Genomic DNA, 13,204 nt, shown 5'->3' with positions numbered 1-13,204 from the left:
GAGGTAATTTATGAATAATTCTTATGATGTAGCAATCATTGGGGCAGGTATTTCTGGAAGTGCGCTATTTTATGCACTAACACATTACACAGATATTAAAAAAGTTGCCTTACTAGAAAAGTATTCTCAACCTGCCACATTAAGCTCTAGTGGCAACAACAATTCACAAACAATTCATTCTGGCGATATAGAAACAAACTATACTTTTGAGAAAGCCAAAAAGGTCTCAAGAGCAGCCAAACTTCTTGTTTCTTATGCTTTTTACCACAATCTACAAAATAAAAGTATTTTTGAATACCAAAAAATGGCAATTGGTGTGGGGGAAAAAGAAGTAGATTTTATGACAAAACGCCATGAAGAGTTTAAAGAAATTTATCCTAATTTAGAATTTTTTGACAAAGAAACATTAAAGCAAATTGAACCAAATGTTGTAAAAATGTTGGATGGTAGCGACAGACCTGAAGCGATTATAGGTTCTGGAATGAGAAAAAGTTTCTGTGCGATGAATTTTTGTTCAACTGCAAACCATATGATAGAACAAAGTATTTTTGGGGAACACAAAGTATTTTTCAACCATAAAGTAACTAATATTATCCAACAAGGCGATGGTGGCTATACAATCCAATCTCAAGGGCAAGAGCCCATTAGTGCTTCTTTTGTTTTGGTAAATGCAGGAGCACATTCTCTACTTTTAGCACAAAATATGGGGTATGGGCTAGATTTAGGGTGTTTGCCTGTTTCTGGTAGTTTTTATTTTATTCCCGGGAATAAATTGCAAGGCAAAGTTTATACTGTGCAAAATCCAAAACTTCCATTTGCTGCTATCCATGGTGATCCTGATGTTGTCGCACAAGGCAAAACTAGACTAGGACCAACCGCACTTGCTTTGCCTAAATTAGAACGCTTCAAAAATGGGACTTATGCAGATTTTATGAAATCATTTGGATTTGGCAGTGCAACAACCAAAATTATGTGGGATTTGCTTTCTGATAGCGAAATTAGAAACTATATCTTTAGAAATTTTATTTATGAGATTCCAAGCATTGGCAAAAAATATTTTTGGGAAGAAGCCAAAAAAATTATTCCTTCAATACAACTCAATGAACTATCCTATGCCGATGGATTTGGCGGAATCCGCCCTCAAGTGCTAGATAAAACACAAAAAAAACTTATCTTAGGAGAGAAAAAAATCAAAAGCAACAAAGGAATTACCTTCAATATGACGCCAAGTCCGGGTGCTACAAGCTGTATGAAAAATGCCCTTGTGGATATGCTAGAAATCACTGAATATCTACAAGCAGATATCAAAATGGACAAAATCAAAGAGGAGCTAAACGAAGAAGATTTGGAGTGGCTTGTTGATTGAGATTTTAGAATACACCTTTGTCCAAAATGCCATTATTGGTGCTTTTTTTACAAGCATTATTTGCGGTATCATTGGCACCATTGCAGTTACCAACAGAATGGTTTTCATCGCTGGAGGGATTGCTCATAGCGTATATGGAGGAGTAGGGATTGCCGCCTTTTTTGGTCTCCCCATTATGCTTGGTTCAACAATTTTTAGCATTTTGTGTGCGATTATCTTAGCTTATATGCTTCTTTATGGCAAAGAGCGTTTAGATTCTCTAGTAGGATCGCTTTGGGCTTTTGGAATGGCATTGGGAATTATTTTAGTAGAACTCACGCCAGGATATAACAAAGATTTTATGGGATATTTGTTTGGAAGTATTCTTAGTATCACAGAAAACGATATTTATTATATGATTGTCTTCTCTATTTTATTAATTCTTTTTATAATTTTTAATTACCGCATTATTCTTGGAATCTCTTATGATAGCGAATTTACACAACTTCAAGGAATACGAACAAACTTTTTTAGTATGGCTCTAATGATACTCATTGCACTTGGAATTGTTATTTCTATGCGTTCAGTGGGAATAATTTTAATTGTCGCACTCTTAAGCATTCCCGCTTATTGCAGTGAAATTTTTACCAACTCTTTAGCCAAAATGATGTTTGCCTCTAGCCTTATTTCCTTTATCTGTATGCTTGGAGGGATTCTCGTTGCTTATTTTTATGACTTACAAGCAGGTGCTAGCATTGTTATCTTGCTTTCAATTTTTTCTTTTATATTGGCACTTATACATCATTTCACAACAACAAAATACTTTTCAAAGGACTATTAATGGAAAACTTACGCAAAGAACTCAAACAACAGCAAAAAACTTCCCTAAAAGCCATTAAAATAGCACTGATTTGTTGTGTAATTACTATTCTTTTCGCTGCCCTTAGCCTGTGGATTCTACTCAATCAAATCACTGCTACTGCCAATCTTAGCAAAAATCAAAAGAATCTCGAACAAAAAATAATGCAACTTGAACAAAATCAAAAAATGCCAACCCATTAAATCGCCCTAGTTTTCCAAAATGGAACACAAAATGCTTTAACTCTTTAAAAAATTAAAAGGAGTTTTTATGCTGTCATCAGTAAATCCCTATGGATTAGGAAATATTTATACACAAAATATACAACCCAACACCAAAGAATCGCAACCCTCTACCACACAAAATATTCAAGATTCTCAAGAACTGCCCAATCTCTCCAAAGAAACTTTAGAGATTCGCAAATTTAGCGATGGAGTTAAAGGCGCAAATGAAATGGTAGGAGCAATGCAAATTGCCGATATTACGCTTAATGCACTAAGCACTCAAGCAAAGGATATGGGAGAAATAAATCCAGAAAATCTTAATATCCTTGATAAAACTGCTAAAGCTGCACAATTCCGAAATGAAGCTTTATTTGGAAGAGAATTAAGTTTAAATTTAGCAGGAGAAAATGTTTCTTTATCTTTGCCACTTCCAAGCCAAATGGCACAAGATAATTCATCGCTAATAGAATCTTTATCACAAAAACACAATGAAATTAGTGACAAAATGAGCACAATAAGCACACTTATTGAAAAAGCTAGTTTGCCACTTAGCAACAACACTCAAAATTATGATTTTGAAAATTTTGATACAAATTCTTTTAAAAATCTATTCCAATAATTCATCTAAATAGAGCTTTAAGCTCTATTTATTTGCACTATTTTGTCTTTCAGATATTTTTTCTTTGAGTAGATTGTCCAATATAGCAACCACTCCATCTGAAGCTATCTCGCCTTGTTTGATATATTCTACAATTTCATCACCTTTTTGTATTCCTGTTTCTTTAAAAACTTCTAGCGCTCCTCTAAATGAATCATGCACCAAAGAATGTGGCGTTTCTAAGCCCGCATAGCTACTCAATTGACTAAAATGCTCCTTACCTATCCCAGAATCATACCATTTACCCAAACGACATTCATGGTGAGTAGCAAGCTGCATTTCTTTATTGTCTTCTATAATTGCTTTATAACTATTAATCTTAAACAATAAATGATCCAACTTTACCAATGCAATAAAAGTAGTATCCAGCACATTTGCCGAATCATTTCTAACAGATATAGAGGTTTGCCCCATTTCCATAAATTTCGCAACTTCATCATTTACGCTATCCATATCACCCACAATTTCTTCTGTGGAAGTTTGCACTTCAGAGAAATTTTGACGCAATACTTGAATATTCATCTCAATCTCTCTTGTAGCTTTTTGCGCTCTTTCAGCAAGCTTTCTTACCTCATCTGCAACAACAGCAAACCCCCTGCCATGCTCCCCCGCCCTTGCTGCTTCAATAGCCGCATTAAGAGCAAGTAGATTTGTCTGATCACTAACATCGGTAATAAGCTTAATAACATTTGTAATAGAATCCAAATCCTGATAAACCTGTGCAATCATGCCCTGAAAGCTAATCAACTTTTCTGTTACATTTGCTACAGTTCCCCCAATAGAAGTCTCTAAAGCCTGTATTTGCTCATAATTCTTTAAAGAAGTTTTCTTAGATTCTTGAAGCATATTTACAGAATTAGAAAAATCATCTTGCAATATTTTCAAATTCTTTGCACAAGATTGAGTCATCATCTCAAGCATACTATTAAATACACCTGTTTGTTTTTGGTGTAATTCAATCTGTGCAAAAGATTTTTGATAATCCTCATTTTGGACACTACAACTCTTTAGAGCATTTTCAAGCTGCTCAACCTTTTTCTTTAATTCCCTATTTTCAACGATAAGTTCCTCTTCTCTTTTGGAATTACGAAACACAATTCACCCCTCATAAATCAAAAATTAAAGGGCTTATCATAGCATAACTTTATTTAATTTTATAAATTAATTAATAAAAGTTATAATACTCTCTTTATCAAACCTCGCCTTTTTGGGAATATCTACCTCATTTCTTTCCCCAACTACCAACATTACAGAGCTTCTTTCTTTGGAGGTATCCAAGTTCAAATAATCATCTAATTTCTCTGCATTAAAACCGCCAATAATACAAGAACCAAGCCCGATTGCACAAGCAGCATTAGCAAGATTACCCAAAGCTAAGTAAGTCTGCTCTCTTGCATAATGCAATTTCTCTTGCCCATTCATCCCATCAATAAAAGGCTTATAAACATCTATCCGCTTTTGCATTTCCTCTTGACTTAAACCGCGTCCTTGCAATTTTGGGATAAAATACTCACCAAAATCCAATCTTGCAACCACCACAATAATTGCTCCACATTTTTCAACATGTTTTTGTCCATTAGCAATTTTAGCAATTTCGGCTTTTTTATTAGAATCTTGCACCACCAAAAATTTCCATGGCTCTAGCCCCAAAGAGCTAGGGGATAATCTCCCTGCTTCCAAAATATAATCCATCTCTTCTTGTGTGAGCATTCTTTCTTTAAAATTTCTACAAGAATAACGCTCACAAATAATTTCACTAAAAATCTCTTTTTTCATCACAACTCCTTATTTTATGAATTAAGCAAAAACTCTCTTGCTTTTTCTTTTGAGACAAAAGGCTTCATTTCTACCTCCCTCCCTTCAAAATGCACTTTATAAGATTTATCCATTTCGGTTTTACCATAAGTTAGAGTTAAAGCAATCGCCATTTCTTTATCCTCTTGACTTGAATCTTTTTCAACCAACCCCAAAGGTCCTAGACAATTTAACAACTCAATCTTGCTCATCTTAGGGTGTTTAAAAGAAAGCTTTTGATTTTCTTCTTCATTTCTTGCAATCACACATCTTCCACCATTTGGCAAAATAAAATATCTCCCATATTTCACCATTTCCATATCTTCAAACACAATTTCTCTATGAGATTGCAAATCTTTGATTTTATTTGCAATAGAAGTATCTGTCAAAAGGCAACCTCCACCGGGCTTGGCATAATTTTTGATTCCATATTCTTCCACCATTTTTAGCTGCCTCTCTCTACCCCTACCATGAATATCTAGCAATCTCTCTCTATCAATCCACCCCTTTTGTTCTGGGATAGTAATAGGAAGTAGTTTTGCACTCATAGGACGCACTACCAAACCTTGTGCGTTGCATAACTTTTCCACTTGCAAAAGTGCTTCTGCCCTTTGACTTTTTGGACGCTGTCCCAAAACTTCTCCACTAATTACAAAGCTAGCTCCCTCACTCTCTAGGAGCGAAAAAGCGTGTGAAAACATATTCCCATGACAATCAATGCAAGGGTTAAAATATTTTCCATAACCATATTTTGGTGCAAATAACACTTCATCAAAAAACTGCTTTCTAATATCAATAACTTTCAAAGGAACATCAATTTGTGCCAAAATTTCTTTTAGGGCTTCACTCTTATCATTTTTACCAACAAATCCAATATTAAAATGCAAAGCCAAAACATCAATTCCCATATCTTTGATAATTTTAATAGCAAGCAGACTATCTAAACCTCCACTAAAAAGCGCTAAAGCTTTCATAAATAATCAAATCTCCTTTTTTTAGATTTTCCAAATACTTTTGATATTTTCTTAATAAAAATGCTTTTTCTCTCAAAGAAAGATTCTTATCTTGAATAATTTTATTTTTTTGTTCTTCATAAAATTTGTGCAAAATCATAATCATTTGTTGCTTTAACTTCTCTTTGTTTTGCGGTTTTATCTTGCTATCCAACAAAATCCCAATCAAACTTTTATCTTGCAAATCTCCTTTTATGAGTTTCAAAAAAGATTCTTGTTGAGCAAAAAACATTGAAGGCTCCAAAAAATCCATAACATATTCCAAAAGGCTTGAATCTTCTAAAACACTTTTAATAATAATCTTTTCTGCTAAGTCATAAATATCACCTTGATTTTTTACAATCTTAGCTTCATTGTATTTTTGAGTTTTAATTAAATGCGAAGGAAGTTTTAACTTTTGTGCCAAAAATCCTTTGTATTCCTCTTGAATTACAGCAGAAAACTGATGAAGATATTCTAAGACTTCTTGCAAGCATTTATCTTTTTGGACTGGATTAGTTATATCATATTTTTTAATCATTTCCTCCAACACAAAATCAATGAGTGGAATAGGACTAACAAAAAGCTCTTTTAACCTCTCAATTTCTCCATTTTTCACCATATCAGCTGGATCCAATCCACCATCAAAAAGCACGACTCCACCCTCTTTTTTTGCCAATGACAATAGACTTGCTGCTTTAAAAGCCGCATTCATTCCTGCATTATCACCATCATATGCAACAATGATTTTTGGATTCCCTTTAGAGAGCAAGGGCAAATGTTCTTTTGTCAAAGCAGTGCCAAGAGTTGCAACAGCATTTGTAAATCCTGCTTGATGAAGCATAATTACATCTAAATACCCTTCAGTAATGATAATTTCTTCTTTTTTATAAATACTTTCTTTTGCCTGTGGATAACCATAAAGTATTTGGGATTTATTAAATAATTTTGTTTGGGGAGAATTGATATATTTTGCAGGGTGATTCCCAAGCGTCCTTCCACCAAAACCGATAATTTTATTTTGTGGAGAACGGATAGGAAAAATCAATCTTTGTGTTAATCTTGCATAATATCTTTTGACACCATTTTCATTATCTACACCCAAAATACCCAAATTTAACGCTTCTTGCATATCAACAGAATTTTTTTGCAAATATGCCATAATCTCATAGTTATGCCCTGCATAACCCAGCTCAAATTTCTCTTTTGTTGCATTTGAAATGCCGCGTGAGTGAATATAAGATTCTACTTCTTTGGTGATTCCATTTTGATAATAATCATTCATAAAATCCATAATTTTAGAATCTATATTTTGCTGTTTTTGATTATCATACACCAATGTTACATTATAAAATTGCGCTAATTTTTCCAAAGCTTCTTTGTAATTAATCTTTTCATATTCCATTACAAAAGTGATACTATCTCCACTTGCACCACACCCAAAACAATGATAAAAACCTTTGGAAGAATTCACCACAAAACTAGGAGTATTTTCCTGATGAAAAGGACAACAAGCCTTAAAGGTTGAGCCCATTTTTTTTAATTCTATATAATGCGAAACCACTTCTACAACATCAAGTTGATTTTTGAGTGCATCAATACTTTCTTGAGTTATCAAACTTTGAACTCCATTGATTGATATTTGGTAAATTATCAAATTTTACAAAAGTTTCTTATAAAATCCTCTTAGAAATTTTGCTATAATCTTTTAGAATAAATATCCATAAAAAATTACAAGGTTTATTTTGAATTTTTTAGAAAATATAGACTACCGCGATCCTCTTTTTGGGATTATGATTTTTATTTTTCTTGTGGGAATTATTAGCCTATTTGCTTATTATTGGAATTATATTGTAAGCAAAAAACGCCATCAATCTTTTATAAAATTTATGGAAAGCTTTGATTATATTGGTTTTGACAAAGAAATCAAAGAATTTTTAGCCCTAAGCCCAAATCCAACTCCCTCGATTCTTTTTATGGCAAATATGTATCAAAAAGGTGCAAACTACGAAAAGGCTATTCGCCTTTATGCAACCTTGCTTGATTATATCAAAAACCCGATTGATAAAATTCCTATTTTAGAATCTCTAGGCAATGTTTATTACAAGGCTGGTTTTCCATTGCGTTCAAAAGAAATCTATTTAGAAATTCTCCACCATTATCCCCGCTCTTGCAAAGTTTTAAAATCCCTCATTAGCATTTATGAGGAACTCAAACTCTATCAAGATGCCTTAAACGCTCTAGATTGTCTAGAAGAAATTGAAGGTGGGACGATTCTCCATCGCCACTATTTACAAACCAAAATCCTTATTTCCAATGCCGATAACAACCAAGAAAAATCAAAAAAGCTTTTAATGCTTTTACAAAAAGAGGTAAAATTATCCCGCATTATTCTTAAATACTTTAAGGATTTTTATCCTAGTTTATTTTGGGAATCTATTCAAAATCTCCACAAAGAACAAATCTTGAATGTTTTAGATATTTTATGGAATCTAAATCCCAATGAACTCCCAAATACTCCCCCAAACAACAAACTCTTGCAAGATATTTTTCAAGCCAAAGGCTTTTACAATCTTACTCCTGATTCAAAATCTACTTTTGAACTTGAAGTGCTTACACTCTTACACAAAAACCAAAATTACAAAGGTGATTTAAAATTTCAATACCTTTGCACCTCTTGCAAAGCAAATACTCCACTTCCCTTTGAAACTTGCCCTCATTGCAAAGAATTACTCACACTACAAACCCTTGTGTTTTTAAAGGAAAAACAAGATGAAACGCGTTACTCTCTTTTGTGATGGTTCATCTCTTGGGAATCCCGGATATGGCGGATGGTGTGGAATCTTGCGTTACAAAAATTATGAAAAAATTTTAAAAGGAAGTGCCAAAAATGTAACAAACAATCAAATGGAGCTCTCTGCATTGATTTTTAGCCTTGAAGCACTCAAAGAGCCTTGTGAAGTGCTAGTAGTTAGCGATTCAAAATATGTCTTAGATGGACTTTCTAAATGGCTTCCAAATTGGATTGCAAAAGATTTTAAAAATATCAAGAATCCAGATCTTTGGAAACATTATCTACAAGTATCCAAAAAACACCATATCACAACAGAATGGGTTAGAGGTCATAATGGTCACAAAGAAAATGAACTCTGTGATAAAATTGCCAAAGAAGAGGCATTAAAACTTAAAGAACAAAAGGAATAAAGGTGGATTTCAATCATTTTCAACAAACCTTAGGTTATCACTTCAAAAATCAAAATTTACTCAAAGAGGCACTTACGCATAAAAGTGCCAAAAAATCAACACACAATGAACGATTGGAGTTTTTAGGTGATGCTGTTTTGGATTTAATCATTGGAGAATTTTTATACAAAAAATTTCCCTCCTCGCCAGAAGGTGAGCTTTCAAAAATGCGAGCCTCTATGGTCAATGAAAAAGCTTTTGCAAAAATTGCGCGTTATTTGGGTATTGGAGAATATTTATTTATCTCTCATTCTGAAGAACAAAATCACGGAAGAGACAAAGATTCTATTCTCTCTAATGCTTTTGAAGCCATCATTGGTGCAATTTATTTAGAAAGTGGGCTTGAAAAGGTGCAAAAAATTGTCCTAAAAATCCTTGAGATTCTTTATCCCAAAATTGACATTCAACATCTTTTTTATGATCACAAAACTAGCCTGCAAGAACTCACTCAAGCTCTCTTTGGGGTAATCCCTGAATATGTGGTTTTGGATTCTAAAGGACCTGACCACAATAAAGAATTTCTAATTGGAGTTTTTATTCAAGGCAAAGAATACGCACATGCAAGCGGCAAAAGCAAAAAAGAAGCCCAACAAAATTGTGCAAAAATTGCACTTGAGATTCTAAAGGAGACAAAATGAATACTTTTGGCACACGGCTTAAACTCACGACTTTTGGGGAAAGTCATGGAGCTGGCATTGGTGGAGTGCTAGATGGACTTCCTGCTGGATTAGAAATTGATACAAATTTTCTTAATTTAGAAATGCAAAGAAGGCAAGGTGGCAGGAATCTTTTTTCCACACAAAGAAAAGAAGCCGATGAAGTAGAGATTCTAAGTGGAGTATTTGAGGGCAAAAGCACAGGAACTCCTTTGGGGTTTTTCATCCGCAATCATGCAACCAAAAGCAGTGATTATAACAATATCAAAGACATTTTTCGCCCCGGTCATTCAGATTTTACTTATTTTCACAAATATGGCATTAGGGATTATCGCGGAGGCGGAAGGTCAAGCGCTAGAGAAAGTGCAGCAAGAGTTGCTGCTGGAGCAATTGCAAAAATGCTATTAAAACATTTCAAAATTACCCTAAGAAGTGGAATCTTTAGTGTAGGTGGGATTGATTGTCAAGAGATTGATTTCAATTTCGCCAAAGAAAGTGAAATTTTTTCATTGGATAAAAGCACCGAACAAGCCCAAAAAAACAAAATAATGGAAGCTAGAAACTCACACAATAGTGTGGGTGGAACTGCTCTAATTAGTGCGATAAATATCCCCATTGGGCTTGGGGAGCCACTTTATTATAAGCTAGATTCGGCAATTGGGGAATTGATGCTTGGCTTAAATGGAGTAAAGGCAGTAGAAATCGGGAGTGGCATTGAATCGACAAAAATGTTTGGCTCAGAACATAACGATTCTATTACCCAAAAGGGTTTTCTAAGTAATCATAGTGGTGGGATTTTGGGCGGAATTAGCAATGGAGAGGAAATTTATTTCAAAGTGCATTTTAAGCCTACCCCGAGCATTTTTATCCCACAATCCACAATCACAACAAACAATCAAGAATGCACTTGTGAAATCAAAGGTCGCCATGATCCTTGTATTGCAATTCGAGGAAGCGTTGTGTGTGAATCTATGTTGGCTTTAATTTTGGCAGATATGCTCTTATTAAATGCCACTTCCAAACTAGAAAAACTCAAAAAAATCTACTCTTAGATGCACAAAAAAGCATTCATTTTTGCTGATATTCAAACAGGGGTTGGGCTTGGACATTTTAGTCGCTGCACAGCTCTTTTGCATATTTTAGAGCAAAACAATATTCAAGCCACACTTTTAGATTCAAGCTTATTGCTCTCTTCTTATATGGATATTGAACTCAAAAAATGTAATCTTGCTGTCATTGACTCTTATGTTTTAGAACTTGAATCTTACCAAAAAGTTGCAAACCTAGCTCCACATTGTATTTTTTTTGATGATACCTTGCGCCTTCCCTATCCCAAAGGAATCTTATTAAATAATTCACCAAGTGCCTCCAAAGCAATTTATCAAAAGCATTATCCAAACCACACTCTTTTTTTGGGTAGCAATTACCGATTATTGCAAAAACCTTTTTTGGAGCAATTAAAAACAAAACAAAAATTTATCCCAAAAACTATCTCAAAAATCCTTATCACATTAGGTGGAGAAGATATTTTAAATCTCACAAAATGGATTATTACTTTGCTCTTAATGCAAAATCCAAATTACCAAATCCACTACATTCACAAAGATACAAACCTCCATTCTAATGCAAAGGGATATTATGGATTAAACCCCAAACAAATGGCAAATTTATTCACACAAATGGATTTGTGTATTTGTGCTTGCGGGCAAACCCTAATAGAGATTCTATCCTGTAAGATTCCTTGTATTGCTCTTGAAATCGCCCCTAATCAACACGAAAATCTAAAAAGCTATCAAGAAGCTATTTTGGCTATCAAGGAAGTATGGAATATAGATAAAAATACACTTCAATCTTATCTCCTCCAACACCTCAATAACATCAAAAATCCAAACACACAAAATCAATTGATTCAAAAAGGGATAGAGATTTTAAACCAACCGCTAAAATGGGAAGAATCTCTGCAAAAATTACTTTTTTAAAGAGATTCTTTAAATTAAGCAAAAAACTATACAATTTCAAACAATAATTTCACAAAAGAGGCTTATTAGATTTATGCAAAGACAAACTTGGAGCAATCAAATTACTTATATTCTCACTGTTGCTGGGGCTACTATTGGTTTTGGAGCAACTTGGAGATTCCCTTATCTTGTTGGTGAAAATGGTGGTGGAGCTTATGTTTTGGTGTTTATTATTGCAATGCTTTTAGTTGGGATTCCTATTATTTTGGTAGAAAATGTTATTGGCAGAATGGCGCATAAAAACTCTATTGACGCCTTTGATACTCACTCTAAATACAATCTATGGAAAATAGTAGGTTATATGGGGGTTATTGGAGCATTTGGAATCTTAGCTTATTATATGGTGCTTGGGGGTTGGGTTATCTCATATATCATCAATATTTTTTTATCCCTTTTTTCATCGCTAGGGCTTGATCTCTCTAGCCCAATCACCAAAGAAATTACTTCTAACTTTTATACACAAAATATCGAAAATTCTCCTTTGTTGATTGGATTTTATACTTTTATTTTTGTTGTTATTAATTGGATTATTCTCAAAAAAGGTATCATTGAAGGTATCGAAAAATCCGTTAAATGGCTTATGCCTCTTTTGTTTTTATGTCTTATTGGAATGATTATTCGCAACCTTACATTAGATAATGCAATAGAGGGTATTAAATTTTATCTTATACCCGATTTTTCTGCTATCACGCCAAAATTATTTTTATATGTTCTAGGACAGGTGTTTTTTGCACTCTCACTTGGTTTTGGGGTGATGATTACCCTTTCTTCCCATCTCAAAAAAGAAGAAAATCTTGTAAAAACAGCCTATATCACAGGCGTCATCAACACGCTTGTAGCAATTTTGGCAGGCTTTATCATATTCCCTTCCCTTTTTAGCGTGGGATTAGCCCCAGATTCTGGTCCTTCTTTGGTATTCAAAAGCCTACCTATTGCATTTTCACATATGTTTTTTGGAAGCTTTTTTGCTATTGTCTTTTTTATTTTGCTATTAATTGCGGCTTTAACTACTTCTTTGACTATCTATCAAGTGATTATTAGCATTTTGGAAGAAAAATTTAAATTCTCTCACAACAAGGCAGTTAGCTTCACTCTCATTGTTGTCTTTATTTTTGGGAATCTCCCCTGCATCCTTACTTATGGACCTTGGAGAGAGATTATTTTTTGGGGAAGAAATATTTTTGATAATTTTGATTTTATTAGTGGCAATATTTTCTTTGTTCTAACTGCTTTAGGTTCTGTATTGTTTGTAGGGTGGGTTTTGGGAGAAAAATCCATCAAAGAAATCAATAACTACTCCCAAAAAACCTCTACTTTTAGTATTGTTTGGTTTTACTATATCAAATACATTGTTCCATTGATTATTATTGCAATCTTTATTGGAGGTTTTGTAATAAAAGTCTAATTTTATTTCC

The 13,204-nt window shown here is 33.8% G+C and carries 14 protein-coding genes and 1 pseudogene; 10 read left to right on the top strand and 5 right to left on the bottom strand.

Going from position 1 to position 13,204, the window contains the following annotated elements; translation table 11 throughout:
• Positions 1-10 precede the first annotated feature (10 nt).
• From JJQ98_RS04515 to JJQ98_RS04500, 4 genes are all read left to right on the top strand, one after another.
• A complete protein-coding gene (locus JJQ98_RS04515) occupies positions 11-1,366 on the top strand; it encodes an FAD-dependent oxidoreductase (protein ID WP_151104777.1) in 1,356 nt (451 codons plus the stop codon).
• Complete coding sequence (locus tag JJQ98_RS04510; RefSeq protein WP_151104845.1) at positions 1,359-2,186, top strand: metal ABC transporter permease; 828 nt, start codon at positions 1,359-1,361, stop codon at positions 2,184-2,186. Before JJQ98_RS04515 ends, JJQ98_RS04510 begins: the two co-directional genes overlap by 8 nt.
• Positions 2,186-2,407, top strand: coding sequence for a DUF5408 family protein (locus JJQ98_RS04505; RefSeq protein WP_060661790.1), 222 nt, complete (start codon positions 2,186-2,188; stop codon positions 2,405-2,407). Before JJQ98_RS04510 ends, JJQ98_RS04505 begins: the two co-directional genes overlap by 1 nt.
• 67 nt (positions 2,408-2,474) lie before the next feature.
• Positions 2,475-3,047, top strand: a complete 573-nt coding sequence (locus JJQ98_RS04500) for a flagellar FLiS export co-chaperone (RefSeq protein WP_060661789.1) — start codon at positions 2,475-2,477, stop codon at positions 3,045-3,047.
• A 24-nt stretch (positions 3,048-3,071) separates the two neighbouring features.
• Here JJQ98_RS04500 and JJQ98_RS08965 read toward each other — a convergent pair whose 3' ends face one another.
• The 5 genes and pseudogenes from JJQ98_RS08965 to dnaG all read right to left on the bottom strand — a co-directional run bounded on the left by JJQ98_RS08965 (position 3,072) and on the right by dnaG (position 7,490).
• Positions 3,072-3,500 carry a CZB domain-containing protein gene (locus JJQ98_RS08965; RefSeq protein WP_224757591.1) on the bottom strand — a complete coding sequence of 143 codons (429 nt, stop codon included), beginning with the start codon at positions 3,498-3,500 and terminating at the stop codon, positions 3,072-3,074.
• Between the two features lie 66 nt (positions 3,501-3,566).
• Positions 3,567-3,932: pseudogene (locus tag JJQ98_RS08960) on the bottom strand (methyl-accepting chemotaxis protein); the annotation flags it as partial.
• Positions 3,933-4,247: 315 nt separating this feature from the next.
• Positions 4,248-4,862 (bottom strand): NAD(P)H-dependent oxidoreductase, encoded by a 615-nt coding sequence (locus tag JJQ98_RS04490; protein WP_151104779.1) that lies wholly within the window; start codon positions 4,860-4,862, stop codon positions 4,248-4,250.
• A gap of 14 nt (positions 4,863-4,876) precedes the next feature.
• Entirely contained in the window at positions 4,877-5,854 is a 978-nt protein-coding gene (locus JJQ98_RS04485; RefSeq protein ID WP_060661786.1) for a 7-cyano-7-deazaguanine synthase, read from the bottom strand.
• The gene (gene dnaG, locus JJQ98_RS04480; protein ID WP_151104780.1) at positions 5,832-7,490 is read right to left on the bottom strand and encodes a DNA primase; all 1,659 of its coding nucleotides are present in this window, start codon (positions 7,488-7,490) and stop codon (positions 5,832-5,834) included. Before dnaG ends, JJQ98_RS04485 begins: the two co-directional genes overlap by 23 nt.
• A 127-nt stretch (positions 7,491-7,617) precedes the next feature.
• Here dnaG and JJQ98_RS04475 point away from each other — a divergent pair, with 127 nt between their 5' ends.
• The 6 genes from JJQ98_RS04475 to JJQ98_RS04450 all read left to right on the top strand — a co-directional run bounded on the left by JJQ98_RS04475 (position 7,618) and on the right by JJQ98_RS04450 (position 13,194).
• Positions 7,618-8,670 (top strand): tetratricopeptide repeat protein, encoded by a 1,053-nt coding sequence (locus JJQ98_RS04475; protein WP_060663322.1) that lies wholly within the window; start codon positions 7,618-7,620, stop codon positions 8,668-8,670.
• Positions 8,645-9,076 carry a ribonuclease HI gene (gene rnhA, locus JJQ98_RS04470; RefSeq protein WP_054195755.1) on the top strand — a complete coding sequence of 144 codons (432 nt, stop codon included), beginning with the start codon at positions 8,645-8,647 and terminating at the stop codon, positions 9,074-9,076. The genes JJQ98_RS04475 and rnhA overlap by 26 nt, the downstream gene beginning before the upstream one ends.
• A gap of 2 nt (positions 9,077-9,078) precedes the next feature.
• Entirely contained in the window at positions 9,079-9,753 is a 675-nt protein-coding gene (gene rnc / locus JJQ98_RS04465) for a ribonuclease III (protein ID WP_005022846.1), read from the top strand.
• Positions 9,750-10,823 (top strand): chorismate synthase, encoded by a 1,074-nt coding sequence (gene aroC, locus JJQ98_RS04460; RefSeq protein WP_151104781.1) that lies wholly within the window; start codon positions 9,750-9,752, stop codon positions 10,821-10,823. The genes rnc and aroC overlap by 4 nt, the downstream gene beginning before the upstream one ends.
• Positions 10,824-11,750, top strand: a complete 927-nt coding sequence (locus tag JJQ98_RS04455) for a hypothetical protein (RefSeq protein WP_151104782.1) — start codon at positions 10,824-10,826, stop codon at positions 11,748-11,750. It abuts the gene before it with no gap.
• Between the two features lie 73 nt (positions 11,751-11,823).
• Complete coding sequence (locus JJQ98_RS04450; protein ID WP_151104783.1) at positions 11,824-13,194, top strand: sodium-dependent transporter; 1,371 nt, start codon at positions 11,824-11,826, stop codon at positions 13,192-13,194.
• Positions 13,195-13,204: the final 10 nt, after the last annotated feature.

Source organism: Helicobacter pullorum NCTC 12824, assembly GCF_017979475.1.
GTDB classification, from domain to species: Bacteria; Campylobacterota; Campylobacteria; order Campylobacterales; family Helicobacteraceae; genus Helicobacter_D; species Helicobacter_D pullorum.
The sequence above is the reverse complement of the archived record's forward strand: the minus strand, read 5'-3'. Positions and strand labels throughout refer to the sequence as shown.